We start from the raw sequence: 26,290 nt of genomic DNA, 5'->3' as shown, positions 1-26,290 counted from the left end.
CGCTTGGCTCTCCCGCCGGCCTTCTGGTATCGGTTAAGGCCGAAACCGGGAACGAAATGCAGATGACCATCTTCCGCGCGCGCGGCCTTTCACTGACGCTGGCCTCCCTGATTGCCGCAGGCTTGATCTGCCTTTCCACCTTGCCCACCCTCGCCGCCGACGACCCTGACCCTGCCGCGCCCAAAGGCGCCGCGGTCACCGTGCTCAAGGCCGCGAAATCCTGTTTCGCTAACATCGTCGAAGTTTCCGGCACCATCATTGCGCGCGAGGAGACGCAGGTGCGGCCCGAGCGGATGGGGCTGAAGGTGGCCGAGGTGATGGTGGATGCGGGCGACAGCGTCACCGCGGGGCAGGTGCTGGCGCGGCTGACTTTGCCGGAAGGCGGGCAGATCACGGTGCAGGCGCCGGTGGCGGGCGTGATCTCGGCCACGACGGCATCCGTCGGCGCGATGGCGTCGGCCAAGGGTGAGGCGCTGTTCTCGATCATCGCGCGCGGCGAATTCGATCTGGTCGGCATGGTGCCGACGCGAGATATCGCCAAACTGCAAGTGAACCAGACCGCGCGGATCAAGGTGATCGGCGCCGGCGAGGTCGACGGACGGGTGCGGCGGCTGTCGACCACGGTGGAGCCGAACAGCCAGCTCGCGCAGGTGTTCGTCGGCGTCACCACCAACCGGCGGCTGCTCGTCAATTCAAGTGGCCGCGCGCAGATCAGGACGGGGCAGAGCTGCGGCGTCGCGGTGCCGCTGACCGCGATCCTCTATGGCTCCGCCGGCACCGTGGTGCAGGTGGTGCGGCGCGCCCGCGTCGAAACGCGGCGGGTGGAAACCGGGCTGATGTCGGCCGGCCAGGTCGAGATCACCTCCGGCCTGCAGGAAGGCGACATCGTGGTGGCGCGGGCCGGCGCGCTGCTGCGCGAGGGCGATCCGGTGCGGGCGGTGACGGCGAGCGCGGACGCGAAGTAGGCGGATCAAGTTTGATGGCGCCGCGACGGCGGTGCACTCCCTCTCTCGCTTGCGGGGGAGGGTTGGGGTGGGGGTGCCTCCGCGAATTCAGACCGATGTGAGTGCGCGGAGAGCCCCTCACCCGGGATCGCATCTACGCTTTGGCGTACCTTAGGATGGCCAGCGAAGGCGGCCTATGCCTCTCCCGCAGGCGCAGCGAGCAAGCGGCGATGGATGCGCGCTGCGAGTCACGTGATCACCGCAAAGTAGAACCAGCACCGATGCGGAGACACTCCCACCCCGGCCCTCCCCCGCAAGCGGGAGAGGGGGAGCAGCGCCGGTGCGGCGGCGCTTTCCTGCGTTTCGCAGGGGCGACGGGGATGGAGAATTCGCCCTACCCGCCGAGGCGGACGTCTTCCAGCAAGGACGACGACACCTGCGGCACCTGCTCGCCGTCGGAGGCGCGGGAGATGGAGATGCGGGTCTTGTTGAAGGCGGTTGCGGCGCCGGATTGCGAATCCAGATTGTTGAGCAGCTCGGTGACCAGCACGCTGTACTGGCCCTTGCCGTCGTCGGCGACCTTGCCCGGTGTGGCGGAGGTCAGGATCAGCGCGTTCTCCGGCGTGGAGATCGGGGCCAGCCCATGCGAATAGGAGCGGAAGCGGCGCTCATAGGGATTGCGGCGGGAGGCATCGACGACGACAAGCTTGGCCTTGGCGCCCTTCTCGGTCATCGTATCCAACACCTGCTCGATCGAGACGCCGTCGCGACGGACGTCGGCTTCCCTCCAGATCGCGGCGTCGACCGGAATCATAAAGCTCTCGCGGCCGACCTGGACGCCGTAGCCGCCGAAGAACAGCATCGCGACCGTGTCCGGCTTGATCTTGTCTTTCAGGCGGGCGACGGCGCGCGCCATGTCGTCCTTGGTGGCGTCTTCAACCACGTCGACGTCAAAACCCTTGGCGCGCAGCGCGGCGGTGAGGCCGCGGGCGTCGTTGATGGGCTGGGACAATGGCGCTGCCGCATCCGGATAATGGCCGTTGCCGATCACCAGCGCGACGCGGTTGGCTGACGTACCGATCGAGCCGGTCTGCTCGGTGCCGATCGCCTTGGCGGCGTCGAGCGAACGCTTGTTCAGCGCGGCATGGGCGCCGATCGCCAGCGACACCAAGCCGACAAACGCCACCGCAATGGTAACGGTGCGGCGGGAAATGCAGAGCTGACCAAGGTTCATCGCGTTTCCATTCCCAAGTTTGTCCAAAGCGCCAAGCAAGATCGCGCCAGTTAGTCGCGTCAGGACCATTCAGGTTTGATGGGGTTGCCGGGTGTGTGCCGTCTAATTGCGCTCAATTTGCGGCACCGCAACAACGGTCTTTTAGCCTGTCGGGCCCTCCTGAACAACCTGAATCCACGCATGGAACCAATTGCCGGCGACTATGGCGGGGCGTTAACGCCAGTTAAGTGATCTGCATCACATTTGTAATTTTTGCTGATTTGTATAGTTTTCAAGGGCTTGCGGGCCCGATCCGGCCGGCGGTGGCCGTTTGAGCTATTTGCCATGCTCAACGCGGCCCTCCCTTCACCGTTCCGGCGGAAAGAAACTGCATGGGCTTTTCTACCATCGCCGGCGCCGCATTTCGGGCGCTGACCGCGCGGAAAGACGGCCCGTCGCTCTACGATGTCTGCGACCCCGTGCTGCTGAAATACCGCGGCGGCGACCCCCATCTCGGCAAGTTCTACCGCACCGCGCTAGGCAACCCGGCGCTGCGGCCGCTGCTGCGGCGGACCGGCCACCCGGCCTTGCGCGACCAGAAGCGGCTTGGCGCCTTGCAGGAGGCGCTGCGAAGGGCGCGCGACGATGTCGAGCCGGACTGGGCCGCCGTCGGCGCCCCGATCGCCGAGCTGATGGCCGATATTAATGTCCGCCACCCCGCCCCCGGGCCGGTGGCGGCACTGGGCCGCCCACCCGATCGAAGCGAGATCGACCGGGTGATCCGCCGCTGCGGCGCGCATCTGCTCGGCTCGTTCGCCAAAAACGGCTTCATCCCTACCTATGCCGCCTTCAACCTGATCGGCGATGCCGACATGGGCGGGCGCGAAATGCTGATGGCGCTGACCGGGCTGAACTCGCGCGGCTACAAGAACTCGACGCTTCTGTTCAGCCTGGCGCGCATCTTCATCGCGCATTCGCCGGCGCGTGCGCTGATCAACCCACCCTGGACCGGGATTGCCGAGCCGATGTGGGAGCCGATGCAGATCCGCCACCGCTCGGCCTATTACGACGCCTTCTTCACCGAGGCGCTGCTCAGCTACGTCGAGACCGGGCTGGCTTCCGCCGATGAGGCCGCAGCGTCGCGGCGGGCGATTGCCGAGATGGTGGATTTCTGCCTGAAGACCTCAGCCGAGGAAGTGCCCTCGCATGACGGCACCACCGTGAACGTGATCACGGCCTTGGCACCGTTGCCGCATCCGCGCTTTTCAAAATTCTTCTCGCAGATCAAGCAGGATTTGGGTTTCGGCATCTACGTGCCGGACTGCGACACCACGGCGTGCTCGTTCTCGGCCGCCACACAAGCCGGCTGCACCGATCCGATCCTCGACCAGCCGCTGCTCGACTTCTATCGCGGCTACCAGGTGCGCGAGGGCGCCAACGAGCCCCGCGTCACTGTGCCGCTCAACGACAATATCGACTACGAGGGCGGCGTCGTCACCTGGATCGACAATCTCAATGGCGACCGCCCCTACGGCAACGATCTCGACCCAACGCTCAACCTCGATATTCTCGAAGTCAGTTTCCGTAATCTTTCGCGCTGGAAGATTCTGGAGACGCCGCAGCGTCTGGAGACGGTGCATCGCATCATCGGCTTCCAGCGGCGGCTGGCGGAAAGCGGCGCGTTCAAAAGTCCGCGCTCGCACATCTATTACCTGCCGGAGCTCTACTCCGCCTATTTCGGCCGCTGCCATGCTGTGTTCATGGCATTGCCCGAGGCCGCGCGGCAGGCGATCGATCCGGACGGCACGTTCGCGTTGATCCGGGAGCGGGTGCTCGCCTATGTCGAGGGTGAATTGATCGCGCGCGAGATGAACCCGTTCGACGCCGCGCTGGCGCTGATGGCGCTGGCGCATCTCGGCGCAGACGTTTCGACATTCGCGCCGGCGCTGCACGTCCTCGTCGCAAGTCTCGGCGAAGGCGGCAGGCACGGGCCATACCGGGCGTACGAGTGGAACAAGATGAAGACGCCGACGCGGATTCTCGTCGGCGGGCCGGAAGTGACGTCGGCGTTCGTGTTGATGGGCCTGGCATTGGCGCGGAGGGCGATGCAAAGAACGTAGCCCGGATGGAGCGAAGCGAAATCCGGGGCGGTGTCACACGCGGATACAGTTTCCCCGGATTGCGCTTCGCTCCATCCGGGCTACGGGTTTGCAATGACGGGAAATTGAAAGCTGTGCGACACCCCCGCTCTGGCAAGATGGCGCCATCGTCCGCACAATCCGCATTATTTCGCCACCGGGATTGCCGATGAAATTACGGATGTTGCTTTCCGCGTTCCTGCTGTCGTCACTGCCCGCCATCTCACACGCGGCCGAGATCACCGGCGTTCCAAAAATCCGCGAGGGCGATCAGCTCCAGATAGGCAACACCCGCATTCGCCTCGGCGGCATTGCCGCGCCTGCCGTCGATCAGCTCTGCCTCAACACGAGGGCTGAGCGCTGGACCTGCGGCGTCGCCGCGCGCGACGAGCTGATCAAGCGTTTCGGCGGCAAGAGCTGGACCTGTCACACCCGCGCTGTTGCGGATCGCCGCGGCCGCACGGTGGCGCGCTGCGAAGCCGACGGTGAGGACATCCAGAAATGGCTGGTATCGAACGGCTGGGCGTTGGCGCTGACGCGCCTCTCGCGCGACTACGAGGCGGACGAGAAGGCCGCGCGCGAGGCCAAGGCCGGGATGTGGCAGGGCGCGTTCATCGCGCCGTGGGACTGGCGCATCCGCAACAAGAAGACCACCGTTCTCGGCGCAGTCCAGCCGCCGGAGAATGCCCGGGCGGTCCTCTTGGCCTCGGCATCCGGACCGGTGGCGCCTTCGCCCGACTGCACCATCAAGGGCAATGTCAATCGGTCCGGCGAGTGCATCTATCACCAGCCAACGAGCCGCTGGTATGCGAAGATCGAGATGAAGATATCAAAGGGCACGCGCTGGTTCTGCTCGGTCGAGGAGGCCGAAGCCGCCGGTTGTCGCGAGACACGGCGGTAGACTGCTGTTACCTCGCCCCGCTTGCGGGGAGAGGTCGGATTGCGAAGCAATCCGGGTGAGGGGGTACAGGTATTTCGGCGATCTCATATGCGGAGAGAGGCCCCTCACCCCAACCCTCTCCCCGTGATGAAGAACGGGGAGAGGGAGAAGTCCGGCAACACTTCCCGACCCCCACGAGCGTAACGGCGTGCCAGATCAGCCAACTGAAAAACCATTGCGGCGGCACCGGCGCGGCAGAATGCGGCGGGCGGCGATGCTCACGCTCGTCGTCCTCGGCGGCTATGGCCTGCTCGCCTATCTGGTGCTGCCGGGCTTCTGGACGCATTACGAGCATCAGCGCGGGCTGACCAGCATGCCGATGGTGACGCGCACCGCGCAGGGCATTCCCGGCGATCCCATGAATGTCGGGTTGATCGGAGACCAGCGCGACGTGGTCTGCGCCATGCATGCTGCGGGCTGGTATCCGGCCGACCGGATCACGCTGAAATCCTCGATCGAGATCATCGGCAGCGTGCTGCTCGACAGGCCGTACAAGGACGCGCCGGTGAGCAATCTGTATTATCTCGGTCGCCGCGAGGATCTCGCCTATGAAAAGCCGATCGGCAGCAGCGCCGACCGCCGCAACCATGTGCGCTACTGGAAGGTGCTGGAAAGCGGCGAGGAAAAGCGCTCGGTCTGGCTGGGCGCGGCGACGCAAGATCGCGGCGTCGGCGTCAGCCGATACACCGCCGCGGTCACGCACCACATCAGTCCCGATCTTGACGCCGAGCGCGCGCTGCTTGCGGCCGATCTGGAAAATGCCGGCATGGTGGAAGCGAAATACCAGGTCACCGGCATCGGGCCGACGATCGCAGGGCGGAACGGCGGCGGCGACGCCTATTACACCGACGGCGAAATCTGGGTGCTGCGGCTGGTCGAGGCATGCCGGAAGCGCGAGGGACCTGCGGTGACGATTCCGAGCCCGCCGGCGACCGAATTGAAGGACCAGATCTGGCGCGCGATCGCCAATGCGGTAGGGAAATAGGCTGCGCCATCATGGTCTGGCGCGGAGCAATGAGAGCAATCAACTCTTTTTGCGGCTCTGGATTGCTTCGGTGTGCTCGCAATGACGGCTGCGATCCAATATTGTGTCACCCGGATCTCCAACGCTTCGACTTCGCGGATTACCCATAAGGAAAACCAACAAATGACCGTTCGCGCGGGCCGGGAATTTCTGGCCATCCCCGGACCTACCACCATGCCCGACGAAGTGCTGCAGGCGATGCATCGCCCGGCACTCGACATCTATTCCGACCAGATGCTGGAATTGACCGACAGCCTGCTCGCCGATCTCTCAAAGCTGTTCGCCACCAAAGGCAAATCCTACATCTACATCGCCAACGGCCATGGCGCGTGGGAGGCGACGCTTTCCAATGTGTTGTCACGTGGCGACAAGCTGCTGGTGCTGGAAAGCGGACGCTTTGCGATCGGCTGGGGGCAGGCGGCGGCTGCGATGGGCGCCGATGTCGAGGTGCTCAGGGGCGACTGGCGCCGCGCGATCCGCGCGAGCGAGGTCGAGGCGCGGCTGCGGCAGGACAAGGACCATACCATCAAGGCAATCGTCGCCGTGCAGGTCGACACAGCGTCCGGCGCCTATAACGACATCGAAGCGATCGGCAAGGCGATCAGATCGACGGGGCATCCGGCGCTGTTCATGGTCGATACCGTGGCTTCGCTCGGCTGCATGCCGTTCGAGATGGACGCGTGGGGTATCGATGTCGCGATGTCCGGCTCGCAGAAGGGCCTGATGACGCCGCCGGGCTTAGGTTTTGTCGCCGCCAACGACCGCGCCCGCGAGGTGCATAAAAAGGCGAACCTGCGTACGCCCTATTGGGACTGGACCGAGCGCGAGGGTAGCGAGCATTACCGCAAATATGCCGGCACCGCGCCCGTGCATCTGCTCTTCGCGCTGCGCAAGGCAATCGACATGCTACAGGACGAAGGACTGGAAAACGCATTCCAGCGCCATCGCCTGCTTGCCGAAGCGGTGCGTCGCGCGGTCGCGGTCTGGAGCGAGGGTCAGGTGATCGGCTTCAACATCGCGGAAGCCAATGAGCGCTCCAATACGGTGACGACGGTGACGATGAACGGCCACGATCCGGCCGCGCTGCAGCGCTACTGCAAGGAGAAATGCGGCGTGGTGCTCGGGACCGGCATCGGCGATTTGTCCGGCCAGGCTTTTCGCATCGCCCATATGGGCCATGTCAATGCGCCGATGATTTTGGGCACGCTCGGCGTCGTCGAGGTCGGCCTCAACGCACTGAACGTTCCCCACGGCAAGGGCGGAACCGAAGCCGCAATCGAGTATCTCGGAGAGAACGTGGGGGCGTAAGCCCCCTGCATCTCTTGTAGGATGGGTAGAGCGAAGCCGAAACCGATCATTACAGACCACTGGTCGCGGCTGATGGGTATCGCTTCCGCTCCACCCATCCTACGGGACCGACACACCGCAGCCCGTGAAGGCGGCACGCGACGTCTCTCACAATGTGAAATCCTGCGCCCGTGCGCGATTGCGCATGAGGCGGACGACATCGTTTCCCAATCCACTCCCTTTCCCACCCCGTTTTTGTACGTATACTTGGCATACCAAGCCGGGCGCTGATCCGTGCAAGAACAAGAGTGGGAGTGAAGCGATTGGCGTCCGTTGATTTGCGCGGCCTGACCAAGCGATTTGGCTCGCTTGCGGTGGTCGATAACGTCTCCCTGAAAATCGATCACGGACAACTGGTCTGCCTGCTGGGGCCGTCGGGCTGCGGCAAGACCACCACGCTGCGGCTGATCGCGGGCTTTCTGGAGCCTTCCGACGGCGAAATCCATGTCGGCGAGCGGCTGGTATCGTCGCGCGCCCGCACGCTGCCGCCCGAGCAGCGCAACATGTCGATGATTTTTCAGAGCTACGCGCTGTGGCCGCACATGACGGTGACGGAGAACATTGTCTACGGCCTGCGCCTGCGCAAACTCGACCGTGACACCATTGCGAAGAAGCTCGCAGCGATCCTCGCCACCACAAAACTCGAGGCGCTGGCGCAGCGCTATCCCGGCGAGCTCTCCGGCGGCCAGCAGCAGCGCGTGGCACTGGCGCGCGCGCTGATCGTCGAGCCGGAGACGCTATTGCTCGACGAGCCACTCTCAAATCTTGATGCGAATTTGCGCGAGGAGATGCGGTTTGAAATCCGCCGCCTGCACGACGAATATCGCTACACCACGGTCTACGTCACCCACGACCAGTCCGAGGCCATGACCACGGCCGACCTGATCGCGGTCATGAACGGCGGCAAGATCGACCAGCTCGGCACGCCCGAAGACATCTACGCACGGCCGGAGTCCGAATTCGTCGCCCGCTTCATCGGCGCCAGCAATGTCATCAAGGGCACCGCGCGCGACGGCAACCATCTTGCCTTCGCGGGCGCGACGCTGAAGGTGGTCGGCGCGCCGCTCACGGCAGGCCAGGACGCCGTTGTCGCGATCCGTCAGCACGATATCGGGCTTTCGACGCAGGCGCCGGGTTCACCAGAGAATGCGATCAAGGCAGTTGTCACGCGGCAGGTCTATCTCGGTGCCAACAGAGACTACATGGTCGAGGTGGCCGACGGCAGCAGTTTGCGCGCCACCACGCCGACCGACACCAACGTGCAAAAGGGCAGCGAGGTCTGGCTGACGCTGCCGCCCGAGCGCTGCCGCGCGCTGAGCCGATAAGCAAGAAACGAGACGGGAGGACGCGATGAGGGGACGAAAGCTTTCAAGACGCCACGTCCTGCAAGGCTCGGCGGCGTTGGCGGTTGGTACGGTATTCGCCTCCGCTGTCCGCGCCCAGGCGCCGGAGCCGGTCGCGATCACGCCGGCATTGGTGGAGGCGGCGAAGAAGGAAGGCAGACTGATCTTTTATTCGTCGATGGACCTACCGGTCGGCGAAAAGCTCGGCAAAGCGTTCGAGGCGGTCTTTCCGGGCGTAACCATCCAGATCGAGCGCTCCGGCTCGGAGCGACTGTTTCAGCGCATCAACCAGGAATTTGCGAGCAATATTCGCGCCGCCGACATCGTCAACTCCTCCGACGCCTCGCACTTCATCAGTTGGAAGAAGAACGGTTGGCTGATGCCGTTCGTGCCCGAGGACGTCGCAAAATATTTTCCAGAAAACTGTCGCGACCCCGACGGCATGTTCGCGATCTCGCGGATGTGGCTGTCGTCGATCGCCTACAACACCAATCTCGTCAAACCGGAGGACGCCCCGAAGAGCTTTGCCGACCTGCTCGACGTCAAATGGGCGGGCAAGATGGTCAAGGCCCACCCGGCCTATAGCGGCACCATCATGACCGCGACGTTCCAAATGGTGCGCGAACTCGGCTGGGAATACATGGAAAAGCTTGCAAAACAGCGCGTGATGCAGGTGCAATCGTCGACCGATCCGCCGAAGAAACTCTCGCTCGGCGAGCGCGCCGTGATGGCCGATGGCAACGAATACGGCATCGTGCTGTTGAAGGAAGCCGGCCAGCCGGTCGAGCCGGTGTACCCGACCGAGGGCACGCCGACGATTTCGGGACCGACCGGCATCTTCAGGACCGCGCAGCATCCCAATGCCGCGAAGCTGTTTCAGGCCTGGCTGCATACGCGCGAGACGCAGCAATTCTTTGTCGATTTCAGCGCGCAATATTCGGTTCACGCGCAGGTGCAGTCGAAGCCGGGACAGCGGAAGATTTCCGACATCAAGCTGATGAAGGAGGATGCCGAGGGGGTGGAGAAGATGACGGAAGAAATCAAAACGCGCTATGCGCGGCTGTTCAGGGTTTGAACTTTCTCTCCCCTCATGGTGAGGAGGCGCCAACGGGTCCGCGCGAAGCGCGGCCCGATGACAGGCTCCGCGCCGTCTCGAACCATGAGGCCAATATCGTGCCATTCATCCTTCGAGACGCGGCTCCGCCGCTCCTCGGGATGAGGGAAACATTTGGCTCGTGAATCGCATGACCACCACCACCGACAACCCAAAAACCCGCCTCGACCTCACCCGCCCCATCCTCTGGCTGTTTGCCGCTTTCATGATCGTGCTGATCGTGCTGCCGCTGTCGTGGCTCATGGTTTTCGCATTCACGGACAAGGCGCGGCATCCGACGCTGCAGAATTTCGTCACGCTGTTCACCGACCCCGCTTTCCTCGATCCATTGCTGACGACCGCAATCATTGCCACGACATCTGCGGTGATCTGCTGCCTGGTCGCCGCGCCGATCGGCTGGCTGGTGTCGCGCACGGACATGCCGGGGCGTCAGCTCATCCGCGCGCTGGTGACGGCTTCCTTCGTAACGCCGCCGTTTCTCGGTGCTGTTGCCTGGGAACTGCTGGCGGCGCCCAACAGCGGCATGCTGAACCAGCTCTATCGTCATCTCACCGGCGCCGAAGATCCCTTGTTCGACATCTATTCGCTGACCGGGCTGATCTTCGTGATCTCCTGCTACACGTTTCCATTTGTGTTCGTGCTGGTCGCCAATGCGCTCGACAACATGCCGGGCGAACTGGAGGACGCTTCCGCCATTCTCGGCGGCAAGGCCTGGACCACGGCGCGACGTGTCACGATTCCGCTCGCGCTGCCGGCGCTGGTCGCCGGCGCGCTGATCGCGTTCCTGCAGGCGATGACGCTGTTCGGGTCGCCGGCAATCCTGGCGCTGCCGGCCGGCTTCCACACCATGACGACGAAGATCTGGAGCCTGTTCCAGTATCCGCCAAAGCTCGAACTCGCGGCAGCCGCCGCCGTGCCGCTGCTGGTGCTGACGATCCTGCTGCTGCAGGGCCAGAAATTTTTGCTCGGCCGCCGCGGCTACTCCGTGCTCGGCGGCAAATACGGCCCGCCGCGGCCGATCGAAATGGGGTTATGGCGCTGGGCGGCGCTGGCGTTCTGCCTCCTCGTGCTGCTCAACCCGGTGTTCCTGCCCTACTTCGCGCTGCTCAATGCGGCGTTCTCGCCGAACGCGACCACGCTAGTGACGCCATCGACGGCGACGCTGCATAACGTCGTGTTTGTGTTCACCGAATTATCGTCGACCCAGCTTGCCCTGAAGAACACGGTGATCCTGGGCGCATCGACGGCGACGATCGGCACGATCCTCGCGCTCGTGGTCGCCTATGTCACGACGCGCCGCGTGATCGCAAGCCATCGCATGCTCGGCTTTCTCGCGACCGCCCCGGTTGCCGTGCCCGGCATCGTGCTCGGCGTCGGACTTTTCTTGAGCTATACGCGACCGCCGTTCGTGCTCTACGGCACGCTGTGGATTCTGCTGCTGGCGTTCCTCACCATCAATTTGCCATCGGCCTATCAGCAATTGCAGGCGGCGTTTGCGACCATTCATCCCGAATTGGAGGACGCCAGCCGCATTCTCGGCGCGACGCGGCTGCAATCACTGCGCCAGATCACCGCGCCCTTGTTACGCACCGGCGTAATCGCGACCTGGTGCTTCATCTTCATCGGCGTGATGCGGGAGTTATCCGCCGCGATCGTGCTGTTCACCTCGCAGACCAAGGTGCTGTCGGTTTTGATTTACGACCTCAACGAAAGCGGCGACCTCGCTGCGATCTCGGTGCTCGGCATTGCGATGCTGGTGATCACGTTTACGGTGGTGCTCGCGGTCAACCGGATCCCGATGTTCGGCGGCGGCGCCGCCGCGAGGTTGCGGAATGGTTAGATTTATCTGCCCGTCATTGCGAGGAGCGCAGCGACGAAGCAATCCATATCTGTTTTGCGGGCAGATGGATTGCTTCGCTTCGCTCGCAATGACGCTCTCGCATCTGGTAATCCACCGCATTCACCACGATATAGAGGCTCTATCCTGGAGCTATACGAGGACCGCGTGACCCAAGCCGCCGCCAAGAAACCTGCCCTCTCGCCACCGACCGCGCCGCGCCGGCCGCACACCTTCACCAGGCACGGCATCACGGTGACCGACGATTACGCGTGGCTGAAAGATCCGAAATGGCAGGAAGTGCTGCGCGACCCCTCGATCCTGGATCCGGACATCCGCAACTATCTAGAAGCCGAGAACGATTACACCGAGAGCCTGCTTGGCCACACCGCGCCCTTGCAGAAGAAGCTGGTCGCGGAAATGCGCGGACGGATCAAGGAGGACGATTCCAGTGTGCCGTCGCCGGACGGCCCGTTCGCCTATTTGCGAAAGTTCCGCGAAGGCGGGCAGCATGAAATGTTCGGCCGCACGCCGCGCGACGGCGGCGATGTCAAAATCGTGCTCGATGGCGACGCCCTCGCCAGGAACTACGAGTATTTCAAGTTCGGCGGCGCGCGGCATTCGCCGGATCATAAATTGCACGCATGGAGTGCCGACACCAAGGGCTCGGAATATTTTTCGATCCGCGTGCGCGACTGGGAGACGGGTACCGACCGCGACGACCTCGTCGAGGAGACCGACGGCGGCATCGTCTGGAGCAAGGATTGTCAAAGTTTCTTCTATGTAAAACTCGACGACAATCACCGACCGATGCAGGTGTGGCGGCATAAGCTTGGCACCAAGCAGGCCGACGACACGCTGGTTTACGAGGAAAAGGATTCCGGCTGGTTCACCCATCTGCACGAGAGCTCTTCGGGGCGCTTCTGCGTGATCGCCGGCGGCGATCATGAGACATCGGAACAGCGGCTGATCGATCTTGCCAATCCCGAAGCGCCGCCGCGGCTGGTGGCGGCACGCGAAGAAGGCGTGCAGTATTCAATCGCCGACCGCGGCGATGAATTGTTCATTCTCACCAATGCGGATGATGCGATCGACTTCAAGGTCGTCACCGCGCCGCTCGCGTCGCCCGAACGCGCCAACTGGCGCGATTTGATCCCGCACCGCGCCGGCATCTATGTGCTCGATGTCGAACTCTATGCCGGCCACATGGTGCGGCTGGAGCGCGCCAATGCGCTGCCGGCGATCATTATCCGCGATCTCGGTAACGGCGGGGAACATGCCATCGCCTTTGACGAGGCGGCGTATTCGCTCGATACCATGGGCAGCTACGAATTCGAGACCACCAATCTGCGGTTCTCCTATTCGTCGATGACGACGCCGTCGGAAGTCTATGACTACGACATGGCGACGAGGGCGCGGGTGTTGCGCAAGCGGCAGGAAATTCCGTCCGGGCACGACCCGGCCGACTATGTCACCACGCGGATCATGGCCACGTCGCATGACGGCGCGCTAGTGCCGGTCTCGATCCTGCACCGTAAGGATCTCGTTCGCGACGGCAGCGCACCGCTGTTGCTCTACGGCTACGGCTCCTACGGCATGGCAATGCCAGCCTCGTTCTCAACCAACCGGCTGTCGCTGGTCGATCGCGGCTTTGTCTATGCGATCGCGCATATCCGCGGCGGCGCGGACAAAGGCTGGGGCTGGTATCTCGACGGCAAGCGCGAGAAGAAGACGAATTCATTCGACGATTTCGCCGCCGCGGGCCGCGCGCTGATCGAAGCAAAATACACCAGCGCCAAGCGTATCGTCGGCCATGGCGGCAGCGCCGGCGGCATGCTGATGGGCGCAGTTGCCAACCGCGCCGGCGAACTGTTCGCCGGCATCGTCGCCGAAGTGCCGTTCGTCGACGTACTCAACACCATGCTCGACGACACGCTGCCGCTGACGCCGCCGGAATGGCCGGAATGGGGCAACCCGATCGAAAGCGAAAAGGATTTCCAGACCATTTTGTCGTACTCGCCCTACGACAATATCGCGGCGAAGGAATATCCCGCTGTGCTCGCGATGGGCGGCCTGACCGACCCACGCGTTACCTATTGGGAGCCGGCGAAATGGATCGCGCGGTTGCGCGCGACCATGACCGGTGGCGGGCCGGTGCTACTGCGCACCAACATGGGCGCCGGCCACGGCGGCGCGTCGGGCCGCTTCAACCGGCTCGATGAAGTCGCGATCGCCTATGCGTTTGCTCTGTGGGCGGTGGGGCTGACGGAAAAGGGCGAGGTATAGACACTCTTGTCCCGGACGCGGTGCAGCGTGCAACGCTGCTGCGCTGCGTCCGGGGCACGAGATCACCGCCCGTTCTTCTTCCGCCACTCCGCGAAATCCGTCAACGTCTGCGGATCGGTGGCCGGATAAAGCCCGAAGATGCCGCGGCCCTTGCCGACCTGCTCGGTGACGAAATCCTCGAACGCGGTCATCTCGACCGCCTCGTCCGCGATCTCGTCGGCCAGATGCGCGGGGATCACGATCACGCCGTCGGCATCACCGAGGATGACGTCGCCGGGAAATACCGGCGCATCGCCGCAACCGATCGGCACGTTGATCTCGATCGCCTGATGCAGCGTCAGATTGGTCGGCGCGCTCGGGCGGTGATGGTAGGCAGGGAAGCCGAGCTTGGCGATCTCGGCGGAATCGCGAAAGCCGCCGTCGGTGATGACACCGGCGCAGCCGCGCTGCATCAGCCGCGTCACCAGAATGGCGCCGGCGGACGCGGCGCGCGCGTCCTTGCGGCTATCCATCACCAGCACCGCGCCAACAGGGCAATCCTCGATCGCCTTGCGCTGCGGGTGGCTGCGATCGCGGAACACATCGATCTTGTTGAGGTCCTCGCGCGCCGGCATGTAGCGCAGCGTAAAGGCCTCGCCGACCAATACCGGTTGATCGGGGCCTAAGGGGTGCACATCCTGGATCATCTGGATGCGAAAGCCGCGCTTGAACAGCGCGGTGGCGACGGTCGCCGTGGAGACGGTTTTGAGTTTGTTGCGAGTGGCGTCGCTCAGTTTTGTCATTGCGTTCTCACTTTCCTCTTTCGTCATTCCGGAGCGCTCGCGTCAGCGAGCGAATCCGGAATCTCGAGGTTCTCAGGTGCGCAATTGCGCACCATAGTTCGCGCTTCGCGCGCCCCGGAACGACAGTATCCATCAAACCGCCCCGTGCGCTTCCACATACAGCGCATACACCGAGTGGCAGCTCGTCATGTAGAGGCGGTTGTTCTTCGGGCCGCCGAAGGTGAGATTGGCGCAGCGCTCGGGCAGGCGGATGTGGGCGAGCGGCTTGCCGGCGGGGCTGAACACCATCACGCCGTCGAGATCTTCCGGCTTGCCCTTGAGCTGATAGACCCTGCGGCCGCCGACCTCCGTTGGCTCCGACTGCAGCGCGCCGTTCGAGCCCCAGCCGCACCACAGATTGCCGTCGCGGTCGACACGGAAACCGTCGAGCGCGCCCTGGTCCGCGGCGTCGATCAGCTTGGTCTTGTTGCCCACCGTGCCATCATCGTTGACGTCAAAACTCCAGATGCTGCGATTCGGCGTGCCCTTCCATTCCACGACGTAAAGCTTCTTCTCGTCCGGCGAGAACGCCAACCCGTTGGGATTGAAGATGTCGGTGATAACGGCGGTCAGCTTGCCGTCCTTGGTCAGGCGATAGACGTTGGTAGTGGCCTGCTCGGGCTTTTCCTTCTTGCCTTCCCACTCGCCGTTGATGCCGAACAAGGGATCGGTGAACCAGATGGTGTCGTCGGATTTCACCACGATGTCGTTCGGCGCGTTCAGCCGCTTGCCCTCGAATTTGTCGGCCAGCACGGTGATCTTGCCGTCCTTCTCAGTACGGGTGACGCGGCGGGTGACCGAATGCTCGCAGGTGACGAGGCGACCCTGACGATCGCGCGCGTTGCCGTTGGCGTAATTGGCATTGGCACGGAAGACCGAGGTCTGGTTGGTCTTCTCGTCGAACTTCATGATGCGGTTGTTCGGGATGTCGGAAAACAGGAGATAGCCGCCTTCGGGGAAATAGGCCGGCCCTTCGGCCCATCGCATGCCGGTTGCGACCTGTTCGACGGTCGAGGAGTAGATCCGGTACTTTGCAAAACTCGGATCGAGGATCTGCACGGCAGGATCGGGATAGCGCTGGTTCGGCGCGAACGGGAAGGATTGTGCACCAGCGGTGCGGGCGAGCAGTGTCGAAGCAGCCGCGGCGCCGGCTCCTGCGAGCACGTTGCGTCGAGTGATGGTCATTGGTCGTCCTCCCCTGTAATGCTTTTGTTTGCTGTCGGTTCATAGACAGTCATTGCGAGGAGCGAAGCGACGAAGCAATCCATTCTTTCTTTGTGCCGTGAGATGGATTGCTTCGCTTCGCTCGCAATGACGCAGAGCTAATAAATCGGCGGCTCGCTGACCGGGGCCCCAAACCCGGTCTCCAGAAAATCAAAATCGCAGCCCTCATTGGCCTGTTTGATGTGGCGGGTAAACATCCAGCCATAGCCGCGCTCGTAACGCGGCTCCGGCGCCTTCCATTCGGCGCGGCGCTTTGCGAGCTCCGCCTCCGGTACATCGAGATTGATGGTGCGCGCGTTGACGTCGAGCGTGACCTTGTCGCCGTTGCGCACCAGCGCCAGCGGGCCACCGATATAGGATTCCGGCGAGACATGCAGGATGCAGGCGCCGTAACTGGTGCCGCTCATGCGCGCATCCGACAGTCGCACCATGTCGCGGACGCCCTGCTTCACCAGTTTCGTCGGGATCGGCAGCATGCCCCATTCCGGCATGCCCGGCCCGCCCTGCGGGCCGGCATTGCGCAGGATCAGCACGTGATCGGCCGTGACGTCGAGATCGGGATCGTCGATCGCTTTCTTCATCGAAGGATAATCGTCGAATACCAAAGCGGGCCCGGTGTGCTTGAGGAAGCGCGGCTCACAGGCGCTCGGCTTGATCACGCAGCCATCAGGCGCGAGATTGCCCTTGAGCACCGCAAGCGCGCCCTCCTTGTAGATCGGATTCTCGACGGTGCGGATAACGTCGTCATTGTAGACTTCGGCCCGCGCGATATTCTCGCCGAGCGTCTGGCCGGTGACTGTCATGGCGTCGAGATGCAGATGCTGCTTGATGCGGCTCATCAGGCCCGGCAAGCCACCGGCATAAAAGAAATCTTCCATCAGATATTTGTCGCCGCTCGGGCGCACATTGGCTATCACGGGCACCTTGCGACTGGCCTTCTCGAAATCGTCGAGCCCGATATCCTGGCCCGCACGGCGCGCCTGCGCGATCAGATGGATGATTGCATTGGTCGAGCAGCCCATCGCCATTGCGACCGTAATCGCGTTCTCGAAAGCTTTTCGGGTCTGGATCTTCTCCGGCGTCAGGTCCTCCCACACCATTTCCACGATGCGGCGGCCGCATTCCGAGGCCATACGGATGTGGCCGGCGTCGGCGGCGGGAATCGAGGACGCGCCCGGCAGCGTCATGCCGATCGATTCCGCAATAGCCGTCATGGTGGACGCCGTGCCCATGGTCATGCAGGTGCCGTAGCTGCGGGCGATGCCGGCCTCGACGTCGACCCAGTCCTTGTCGGAAATTTTGCCGGCACGCCGTTCGTCCCAGTATTTCCAGGCGTCCGAGCCGGAGCCCAGAGTCCTGCCCTTCCAGTTGCCGCGCAGCATCGGCCCGGCCGGCAGATAGATGGTCGGCAGGTTCATGCTGGTAGCGCCGAGCAAAAGCCCCGGCGTGGTCTTGTCGCAGCCGCCCATCAGCACGACACCATCGACGGGATGGCCGCGCAGCAATTCCTCGGCATCCATCGCCAGCATGTTGCGGTAGAGCATGGTGGTCGGCTTCAGAAACGATTCCGACAGCGACAGCGCCGGCAGCTCCATCGGGAAACCGCCCGCCATCAGGATGCCGCGCTTGACGTCGTCGACACGGCTCTTGAAGTGCATGTGGCAGGGCTGCGCATCTGACCAGGTGTTGAGGATCGCGATGACAGGCCGACCCTTCCATTCCTCCGGCGCGTAGCCCATCTGCATGGCGCGCGAGCGGTGGCCGAAGGCGCGGAGATCATCAGGCGCGAACCAGCGCGCGCTCCGGAGATCCGCGGGGTTCTTCTTGTTGCTCATGACTGCGTACCCCATTTCTGGACGGTGTTGCGCTCGATCGTGCGAAAGATCAGGTTCTCCACGATCAGGCCAATGACGATCACGGTCAACAGGCCGGCGAACACGGCCGGGATATCCAGAAGGTTACGGTTCTCGAAAATGAACCAGCCGAGGCCGCCCTGCCCCGACGACACGCCGAACACGAGTTCGGCCGCGATCAGCGTACGCCAGGCAAACGCCCAACCGATCTTCAGGCCCGTCAGGATCGAGGCGAAGGCTGCGGGAATCAGGATGCGGAACACGTAGGGCAATCCGCGTAGGCCGTAATTGCGGCCGACCATGCGCAACGTGTTCGACACGCTCTTGAAGCCCGAGTGGGTATTGAGCGCGACCGGCCACAGCACCGAATGGATCAGCACGAACACGAGGCTGCCGTTACCAAGGCCAAACCAGATGAGCGCCAGCGGCAGCAGCGCGATCGCCGGCAGCGGATTGAACATCGCCGTGATGGTTTCGAGGAAATCCGTGCCGATCCGGGTCGAGATCGCGAGGATCGTGAAGATGGCGGCGAGCGCAATGCCGGCGGCATAGCCCATGAACAGCACCTTCAGCGACGCCCAGGCACGCATGGGAATGGTGCCGTCGCGCACCTTGTCGAACATAGTGACGATGGTGTCGTGGAAGGTCGGAAACAACAGCGGATTATTGAGGATGGTGCCGTAGATTTCCCAGACGCCCGCGAGGAAGACGATGATCACGGCCTTGCGGACAAAACCGTCGTTCCACAACAGCTCCAGCACCGTCAGCTTGCGCTCGACCTCGGCCGGTATCGCCGCCGTCAGTTCGGCGGCATCGCGCAGCAGGATTTTTGCCTCGCCCATCGCGCTCCCCTTAATGTGCCGTTGCATGATCGGCGAACAGCAGATCGTGGATCTGCTTCTCCAGCCGGGCAGCACTGCCGTCCTCGCTGGAAACCCGGTCGACATCAACGACCTCGGCCTTGACCCGGCCGGGATGCGGCGACAGCAGCAGGATTCGGTTGCCGATCTTGATCGCTTCCGCGATCGAATGCGTCACGAACAGGACGGTGAATTTGGTTTCTGCCCAAAGCTGCAGCAATTCGTCCTGGCAGGTGCGCCGCGTCAACGCATCGAGGGCTGCGAACGGCTCGTCCATCAGCAGGATGTCCGGCTCCATCGCCATGCCGCGCGCGATCGCGACGCGCTGCTTCATGCCACCGGATAGCGTGTGCGGATAGGCATCGACGACGCGGGTAAGGCTGACTTTTTCGATATAGGCCCGCGCCCGCGTCTCCGCTTCCTTGCGCGGTAATTTTCGCGTCATCAACAGCGGAAACATCACGTTTTCCAGCACCGTTTTCCACGGCAGAAGCTGGTCGAACTCCTGGAAGATCATCATGCGGTCGGCTCCGGGCTCGGATATTTCCCGGCCGGAGATCCGCATCTTGCCTTCGCTCGGTTTCATATAGCCGCCGACGGCTTTCAACAGGGTCGACTTGCCGCAACCGGAGGGGCCGAGCAGCACGAAACGATCGGAACGATCGACCGTGAAACTGACCCGCTCGGTCGCGGTCACGACCGCGCTCGAGGTCTTGTAGCGCAGCGTTACGTCACTGACGTCGAGAAGCGCGGCCATGTCGATCAATTACCCTTCAGGTCGTGCGCGACCGGCAGGTAATAATCTGTCCATGCCTTGGGCATGGTCTTCAGCGTGCCGACCTTGAACAGGTGGGCGGCGAACTTCATGGTACCCTGCGGCTGCAGGTTCCATTCCATCATGCCGGGCTCCTTCAGCCACGCCAGCAAATCCTCGACGCTGGTCTTGTCACCCGTGACTTCCTTGTAGATCTCGACCGCGGCCTTGGTGTCGCTGCGGATCAGATCCTGCGCTTCCTTGGTGGCGTCGCGCACGGCCTGCACGATCTTCGGATTGGCGTCGGCGAATTTCGTCGTGGTGAAGAACTGCGCCTGGCTGAGCGGCCCGCCCATTACGTCCGGCGACGACAGCACCACATGCGCGCCGGGGACGTTCTTGAGTTCGAGGAAGGTGAACGGCGGGATCGCAAAATGATTGCGGACCTCGTGCTGCGCATTGGTCATCGCCACATAGGCGTCGGGATGCCCGAGTTGCACCGTGCTGGCATCGAGCTTCGACCACTGGTCGGCGCCGAAGATCTCGCTTGCCGCGATCTGCAGCACGATCGCCTGCGTCGAGACCTTCACGGTCGGCACGGCGATCTTGTCGTTCGGACCGAAATCCTTGATCGACTTGATATTCGGATCGCGACTGATCAGCGTCATCGGCTGCGCCGATGTGGCGACGATGCCCTTGACGCCGCCGCGGGTGCGGTCCCACAGCAATAAGAGATTGCCGGTCCCGGTGTTGAGGATATCGACGCTGCCGGCCAACAGCACGTCGGTCTGTGCGCCGCCGCCGCTCAAGTTGATCCATTTGGTGGTGACGCCTGCCGCGCCGAGGGAAGCTGCGTGCTTCTCGATCAGCTTGCGTTTTTCCATGATGTGCGAAGGCATGTAGAAAATGCCCGGCTGCCGCGACAACGAAATCTCCGTTTTTTGCTGGGCCGCGGCCTGAGAGCCCGGCAGCACCATGGCAAGTGCCGCGACGGCGCCCGCGCAGGCGCTCCACATTCTATTTTTCACTGTGCATCTCCTCCGGCGGTTCATTGACGCTGCGACGGAAATGCACTAATGTATTAGTGCATTTGAAGCAAGCGCCTTCTGAGGCCGGTTCGTTCGATGGCTGCATCCCAGATTGTTTCTCGTCGCTCCGTCCCGCGTTCCGCCGATCGGCTCGATCGCGATCGTCAGGCCGCACCGCAGGTGTTCGAGCGCCTGCGCGGCATGATCATTTCGCTGGAGCTGCCGCCGGGATCGCCGCTGTCACGCGCCGCACTGGCCGGACAATTCGGGGTGAGTTCGACGCCGATCCGTGATGCGCTGATGCGGCTCGAGGAGGAAGGGCTGGTCGACGTCTTTCCGCAATACGCCACGGTGGTCAGCCGGGTCGACGTGCGGCTGGCGCAGCAGGCGCATTTTCTGCGGCAGGCGGTCGAGCTCGAGATCGTCCGCATATTGGCGATACGCCATGACGAAGCCTTCGCCGCAGAGCTCCATTCGATCATCGTTCGCCAACAGCAATTCGCGAAAGCTGGCGACTTCGAAAAATTCATGGCCGCCGACAACGAGTTCCATGCCAAGCTCTACGCCGCCACCGACAAGCAGGACATCTGGTCATTGGTGCGCAGCCGCAGCGGACATATCGACCGGCTGCGCCGGCTGCATCTGCCCTCCCCTGGCAAGGCGCAAGATATCCTGCGGCATCACAAGCTGATTGCAAAAGCGATCGAGGCCGGCGAACCCGAAGCGGCGCAGAAGCACCTGCGTACCCATTTGTCGGGCACGCTGAGCGAACTTGACGAAATCCGCTCGCGCTATCCGGAATATCTCAGCAACTGATCTCGGCTAACTACACCGCATGCGCGCGGGGCGAATCGCGCTCGCACGCTCCGGGTTCCATATTTGTCTGCCCGGATGCCGACATTTTGTACCGGCTTTTTGAGCGCCCAACCGGAACGTTCCTGCCGGGGTAGCAGTTGCGGCAACACGCGGATTCGGCAAAACTCGCAACCTGCCGTTGATTTGATTCCAGCGGGGCCCGGAGAACCTTTTACTTTGGCAAAAATGCTCATCGATGACGATGTGGCGGTCCAGATGACGGTCCGCCTGCTGCTGGAGCGCGCCGGGCATAGCGTGGTCACCGCCGATGACGGGCGGAAGGGCCTGGCATTGTGCAAGAGCGGAGATTTCGATCTGCTGTTCCTCGACATTTTTATGCCTGGAATGGACGGATTTGAAACCATGCGGATGGTTCGCCAACAGCGGCCGCAGATGCCGATCATTGTCATCTCCGGCCGGCCGATCTCGTCCGAAGCGGACTCAGCTCCCGACTTCCTGACCATGGCGACCAAGCTCGGAGCGATTTCCAGTCTGCAGAAGCCGTTCCGGCCGGCCGACCTTCTGGCTGCCGTCACGGGCTGCCTGGAAGCCGCCGAACGTGGCTCGCCGGCACGCCCCGCGGTGTTGCGTCCTCCCCGTAATGCGCCATAGCATCCGATTCGTCCGGTGGATTGCCGGAGCGGAGCGGGGCGACCGAACACCGACATGACGCTCACAACCAGGCTAGCCATCGCGATGATTGCGTTGGTCGCGATCGCGGTTACCGCGGTCGGATGGCTGAGCTATCGCAATCTGGAACAAGCGCTGCTCCTGCGCGCCCGCGACCGCATCGAGACCCATTCGCGGCAGATCGCGACCGACCTTGAATATTACGCGGCGAGCGCGACCGGAGATGTCACGGGCTTTCGTTCCGCAGCGGCGCTGCATGGATTGGTCCGCGCCCGTAGAGCGGGGGGTACAGATCCGGCCGATGGTGTCTCCGAAAAGGTCTGGCGCGACCGGCTAGCTTCGCGCTTCGCGGCCGAACTCGAAGCCAAGCCAGCCTATGCGATGATTCGGATCATAGGACTTGATGACGATGGCCGTGAGCTTGTCCGCGTCGATCGCGCGGGACCGAACGACACGGTTCGGATCGTGCCTGAAGAGGGATTGCTGAAGAGAAATAATCGCAGCTATTTCCAGGAAACGATGCGGCTCCCTCCTGGACAAATCTACGTCTCACCGCTCGATTTGGGTCGCCGCAACGGACTCATCGAAGAGGTGCACAGGCCGACGCTTCGCATCGCGACGCCGATCTTCTCGGACGACGGCAAGCCGTTCGGCCTTTTCATGGTCAATGTCGACATGCGCCGCGCGTTCGACCGTATCAGAGCATCGGCGTGGCCGGGCGAGACGATCTACGTCGTCAACCGGCAGGGCGACTATCTCATTCACCCCGACCGGTCGCGCGAATTCGGCTTGTTGCTCGGCAAACCCAACGATTGGAAAGCTGACTTCCCACATCTGGCGTCGCAGTCCGGGGCAAAGCAAGGCAGCGCCGATATCGTTGCGGACCAGGCTGGGCGGTCCAACGGGATCGCGTTTGCTCCCGCCGTCCTGGCCGGTTCAGAATGGGTTGGGGTCATCGAGACCACCCCGAACGCTGCGATCATGGCCCCGGCTGCCAGCATCCGAAATACCTCGCTTCTGGTCGGGGCGATCGCGGTGTTGTGCGCAGCCGTGCTGGCGCTGCTGATCGCGAGGTCGCTGGCCCGGCCGATTGTCCGCCTCACCGAAGCCGTTCAGGGCGTGGCCAAAGGCAAGGCGGCCATCCCGGTCGATGCGCGCGGCGAGACCGGCGTGCTTGCGCGCGCGTTTGCGCACGCGATCGAGGAGGTCAATGCAAAAACCGCGGCGCTCCAACAGGAGGTCCAGGAGCATCGCCGCACCGTAGCTGCACGCGATCATCACGCCGAACGGGAACGGCTGTTCAGCGCAGCGGTCGAATCCTCCAATGACTCCATCATCACGACGTCGCTCGATGGCACGATCACCGGCTGGAATTCGGCCGCCGAGCGGCTGTTCGGGTACACGGCTACGGAAACTGTGGGCAAGAATATTACCCTTCTCGTTCCGATGGACCGGCTGCCCGAGGTGCATGACACGTTGCGCCGGATCGGCTCGGGCGAACGCATCGAACAACATGAAACCGTCCGCCTGAAAAAAGATGGCAGCCGGATCGAAGTCTCGCTCAGCGTCTCCCCGATCAAGACTCCCTCAGGCACGACCATCGGCATCTCGAAGGTGGCACGCGACATCACCGAAACCAACATGACGAGGCAGGTGCTGCGGCAACAGACCGAAGAGCTTCGACGTATCTTCGAGACCTCGCAGGATCTGATCATGGTGATGGATTCCCGGGGATTCCTGGTTCAGATCAGCCCGAGTTGCGAGGCCATATTGGGTTATCGGCCGGAAGAAATGATCGGCCGCAGCGGGGAGGACTTCATCCATCGCGACCACCTTGAGACCTCGCGTCAGGAAATGCGTGCAGCACGGCGCGGGCAGCGCCCGAAGATTTCCGATACCCGCTGCATTCACAAGGACGGACGAGAGGTGTGGTTGTCGTGGCTCGGGACATGGTCCGAGCCGGCCAAGCGCTTCTTCTTCGTCGGTCGCGACATGACCGAGAGCCGCCTGGCACAGGAGACGTTGCGCGAAAGCGAACAGCTCGCGCGCGGCATTATCGACACCGCGCTCGATGCCTTCGTGCAGATGGACGATCAGGGTATCGTCACTGACTGGAACTCGCAGGCGGAGAAGATATTCGGCTGGTCGCGCGCGGAAGCGGTTGGCACCAAGCTGAGCGAGCTGATCATTCCCGACGTCCACCGCGATGCACACAAGGTCGGCCTGGAGCGGTTTCTGCGCACCGGCGAGGCCGCCGTCCTCGGCCGCCGCTTCGAAATCGAGGCGATGCGGCGCGACGGAAAGGAAATCAAGGTCGAGCTCAGCATTACCGAGCTTCGGCGGCGCAACGGATTCGTGTTCAACGGCTTCATGCGCGATCTCACCGACAGGATCGCGGCCGAGGACAGGATCCGGCAGGCCGAGAAGATGGAGGCGATGGGACAGCTCACCGGCGGCATCGCGCACGACTTCAACAATATCCTGACGGTGATCACGGGAACGATCGAAATTCTGGCTGACGCCGTCAAGGGCGAACCGCAGCTTGCCGCCATCACGCGAATGATCGACGAGGCGGCCTCACGCGGCGCCGACCTTACCCAGCACCTGCTCGCCTTCGCACGCAAGCAGCCGCTGGAGCCGAAGGTAACCGATGTCAACACGCTGATTATCGACACGGCGAAACTACTGCAGCGGACGCTCGGCGAGCATGTCGAGATCGAATCCGTGTTCGAAGACGAAACATGCCCCGCGATCGTCGATCCCAATCAACTCGCCACCGCGATCCTCAATCTTGCCCTTAACGCCCGCGACGCGATGCCCGATGGCGGCAAGCTCATCATCGAAACCGGCTCTGTCATGCTCGATGACAAATATGCGAGGATGCATAGCGACGTCCGGCCCGGTCGCTACGCCATGATTGCGGTAAGCGACACCGGAGCCGGCATTCCGGCTGCGATGCTCGACAAGGTATTCAATCCGTTCTTCACCTCGAAGGGACCTGGCAAAGGTACCGGCCTTGGGCTGAGCATGGTGTACGGCTTCATCAAGCAATCGGCCGGCCACATCATGATCTACAGCGAAGAAGGCCATGGCACGACGATCAAGATGTATCTACCGCCGGCCACGGGCGCATTGCCGGCGATCGAGGCTACACTGGCGCCGGCCGTCGAGGGCGGCCATGAAACGATTCTGGTGGTGGAGGACGACAAGCTGGTGCGCGACTATGTGCTGGCGCAACTGCATTCGCTCGGATACGTCACGCTGGATGCCGCGAACGCGACCGAGGCTCTCGCGCTGGTCCACACCGGCCATCCGTTCGACCTGCTATTTACCGACGTGATCATGCCCGGCATGAACGGCCGCCAACTCGCCGACGAGATAGCGAAGGCCAGGCCCGGATTAAAGGTTCTGTTCACCTCGGGCTATACCGAGAATGCCATTATTCATCACGGGCGACTCGACGAAGGCGTATTGCTGCTCGCCAAGCCCTACCGGAAATCGGATATGGCGATCATGATCCGCAAAGCGCTCGCCGATTGACGACGGCGCAGACTTCATCCAGTTACAGTATCTCTCAAGTCACTTCATTCATTTGACCAGACCTCTGGGTTAGCGCCCGTCCTTTGCTGCATCCGGTCCTACCCAATATTTCGCGAACTGCCGATCGCCCTGTCGATAGCCAAGAATAAGGCTTCGTCCTGCAAAGGCTTCCGGAGGCTGGCTACCTGCGTACCTTCATGCGATTGTTCTTGCAGCGCAGCGTCGGCATGCGCGGTGATAAGGATTGTCGGAATTTTTATGCCGTTGCTTATGAGATGCTGTTGAAGCTCCAGGCCGTTCATCTCTGGCATCTGAAGATCCACAATCAGGCATACGGGCAGACCAGCTGGCAACGCCGCGAGAAATTCCTCTCCCGATCCATATGCCCGGGCACGAAAAGCGTGCGAACGCAGCAACCGACTCAAGGCCTTGAGCACGGCCGGATCATCGTCCACAATGGCAATCCATGGGGAAGCTTCCGCCATGGAAGACTATTGCCGGTGCACCCTGCGCTCGTCGAGTTGGCCCTTGGGCCAACA

At 62.8% G+C, this 26,290-nt stretch carries 20 protein-coding genes; 12 read left to right on the top strand and 8 right to left on the bottom strand.

Annotation, left to right across the window (positions count from 1 at the left end):
* Positions 1-62 precede the first annotated feature (62 nt).
* Positions 63-965, top strand: coding sequence for an efflux RND transporter periplasmic adaptor subunit (locus RX328_RS02425; protein ID WP_213252664.1), 903 nt, complete (start codon positions 63-65; stop codon positions 963-965).
* Positions 966-1,338: 373 nt separating this feature from the next.
* Here the strand turns inward: RX328_RS02425 and RX328_RS02420 are convergent, their stop codons facing one another.
* The gene (locus RX328_RS02420; protein WP_213252665.1) at positions 1,339-2,178 is read right to left on the bottom strand and encodes a caspase domain-containing protein; all 840 of its coding nucleotides are present in this window, start codon (positions 2,176-2,178) and stop codon (positions 1,339-1,341) included.
* A gap of 371 nt (positions 2,179-2,549) precedes the next feature.
* Here RX328_RS02420 and RX328_RS02415 point away from each other — a divergent pair, with 371 nt between their 5' ends.
* The 8 genes from RX328_RS02415 to RX328_RS02380 all read left to right on the top strand — a co-directional run bounded on the left by RX328_RS02415 (position 2,550) and on the right by RX328_RS02380 (position 14,186).
* Positions 2,550-4,277: a hypothetical protein gene (locus RX328_RS02415; RefSeq protein WP_213252666.1), complete on the top strand. Its 1,728-nt coding sequence runs from the start codon at positions 2,550-2,552 to the stop codon at positions 4,275-4,277.
* Between the two features lie 187 nt (positions 4,278-4,464).
* On the top strand, positions 4,465-5,196 hold the full coding sequence (locus RX328_RS02410; protein ID WP_213252667.1) for a thermonuclease family protein: 732 nt from the start codon (positions 4,465-4,467) through the stop codon (positions 5,194-5,196).
* A 253-nt stretch (positions 5,197-5,449) separates the two neighbouring features.
* On the top strand, positions 5,450-6,220 hold the full coding sequence (locus tag RX328_RS02405) for an LssY C-terminal domain-containing protein (RefSeq protein ID WP_249726583.1): 771 nt from the start codon (positions 5,450-5,452) through the stop codon (positions 6,218-6,220).
* A 162-nt stretch (positions 6,221-6,382) separates the two neighbouring features.
* Positions 6,383-7,567, top strand: a complete 1,185-nt coding sequence (locus RX328_RS02400; RefSeq protein WP_213252671.1) for a pyridoxal-phosphate-dependent aminotransferase family protein — start codon at positions 6,383-6,385, stop codon at positions 7,565-7,567.
* 302 nt (positions 7,568-7,869) lie between these two features.
* Positions 7,870-8,931 (top strand): ABC transporter ATP-binding protein, encoded by a 1,062-nt coding sequence (locus RX328_RS02395; RefSeq protein ID WP_213252673.1) that lies wholly within the window; start codon positions 7,870-7,872, stop codon positions 8,929-8,931.
* A 25-nt stretch (positions 8,932-8,956) separates the two neighbouring features.
* Positions 8,957-10,024, top strand: coding sequence for an ABC transporter substrate-binding protein (locus tag RX328_RS02390; RefSeq protein WP_213252675.1), 1,068 nt, complete (start codon positions 8,957-8,959; stop codon positions 10,022-10,024).
* A 169-nt stretch (positions 10,025-10,193) separates the two neighbouring features.
* Entirely contained in the window at positions 10,194-11,903 is a 1,710-nt protein-coding gene (locus tag RX328_RS02385; protein ID WP_213252677.1) for an ABC transporter permease, read from the top strand.
* A gap of 165 nt (positions 11,904-12,068) precedes the next feature.
* Positions 12,069-14,186 (top strand): S9 family peptidase, encoded by a 2,118-nt coding sequence (locus RX328_RS02380; protein ID WP_213252679.1) that lies wholly within the window; start codon positions 12,069-12,071, stop codon positions 14,184-14,186.
* 62 nt (positions 14,187-14,248) lie between these two features.
* On the opposite strand, the gene RX328_RS02375 is transcribed toward RX328_RS02380, so the two are convergent.
* From RX328_RS02375 to RX328_RS02350, 6 genes are all read right to left on the bottom strand, one after another.
* The gene (locus RX328_RS02375) at positions 14,249-14,968 is read right to left on the bottom strand and encodes a ribonuclease activity regulator RraA (protein ID WP_213252680.1); all 720 of its coding nucleotides are present in this window, start codon (positions 14,966-14,968) and stop codon (positions 14,249-14,251) included.
* A gap of 132 nt (positions 14,969-15,100) precedes the next feature.
* Positions 15,101-16,192, bottom strand: a complete 1,092-nt coding sequence (locus RX328_RS02370; RefSeq protein WP_213252682.1) for an SMP-30/gluconolactonase/LRE family protein — start codon at positions 16,190-16,192, stop codon at positions 15,101-15,103.
* 137 nt (positions 16,193-16,329) lie between these two features.
* On the bottom strand, positions 16,330-18,066 hold the full coding sequence (gene araD / locus RX328_RS02365) for an L-arabinonate dehydratase (protein ID WP_213252684.1): 1,737 nt from the start codon (positions 18,064-18,066) through the stop codon (positions 16,330-16,332).
* A complete protein-coding gene (locus tag RX328_RS02360) occupies positions 18,063-18,926 on the bottom strand; it encodes an ABC transporter permease (RefSeq protein ID WP_213252686.1) in 864 nt (287 codons plus the stop codon). The genes araD and RX328_RS02360 overlap by 4 nt, the downstream gene beginning before the upstream one ends.
* Before the next feature lie 10 nt (positions 18,927-18,936).
* Complete coding sequence (locus tag RX328_RS02355) at positions 18,937-19,701, bottom strand: ABC transporter ATP-binding protein (protein ID WP_213252735.1); 765 nt, start codon at positions 19,699-19,701, stop codon at positions 18,937-18,939.
* 5 nt (positions 19,702-19,706) lie between these two features.
* The gene (locus RX328_RS02350) at positions 19,707-20,714 is read right to left on the bottom strand and encodes an ABC transporter substrate-binding protein (RefSeq protein WP_213252736.1); all 1,008 of its coding nucleotides are present in this window, start codon (positions 20,712-20,714) and stop codon (positions 19,707-19,709) included.
* Between the two features lie 108 nt (positions 20,715-20,822).
* On the opposite strand from RX328_RS02350, the gene RX328_RS02345 reads away from it, so the two are divergent.
* The 3 genes from RX328_RS02345 (at position 20,823) to RX328_RS02335 (ending at position 25,751) form a co-directional block, all read left to right on the top strand.
* Positions 20,823-21,542 carry a GntR family transcriptional regulator gene (locus tag RX328_RS02345; RefSeq protein ID WP_213252688.1) on the top strand — a complete coding sequence of 240 codons (720 nt, stop codon included), beginning with the start codon at positions 20,823-20,825 and terminating at the stop codon, positions 21,540-21,542.
* Between the two features lie 225 nt (positions 21,543-21,767).
* Positions 21,768-22,193 carry a response regulator gene (locus RX328_RS02340; RefSeq protein ID WP_409410828.1) on the top strand — a complete coding sequence of 142 codons (426 nt, stop codon included), beginning with the start codon at positions 21,768-21,770 and terminating at the stop codon, positions 22,191-22,193.
* Positions 22,194-22,247: 54 nt separating this feature from the next.
* Complete coding sequence (locus RX328_RS02335; protein ID WP_213252690.1) at positions 22,248-25,751, top strand: PAS domain S-box protein; 3,504 nt, start codon at positions 22,248-22,250, stop codon at positions 25,749-25,751.
* Positions 25,752-25,849: 98 nt separating this feature from the next.
* Here RX328_RS02335 and RX328_RS02330 read toward each other — a convergent pair whose 3' ends face one another.
* Positions 25,850-26,236: a response regulator transcription factor gene (locus tag RX328_RS02330; protein WP_213252692.1), complete on the bottom strand. Its 387-nt coding sequence runs from the start codon at positions 26,234-26,236 to the stop codon at positions 25,850-25,852.
* Positions 26,237-26,290: the final 54 nt, after the last annotated feature.

Source organism: Bradyrhizobium sp. sBnM-33 (assembly GCF_032917945.1).
GTDB lineage: Bacteria > Pseudomonadota > Alphaproteobacteria > Rhizobiales > Xanthobacteraceae > Bradyrhizobium.
Note: the sequence above shows the minus strand (reverse complement) of the source record. Positions and strands in the feature narration are given on the sequence as shown.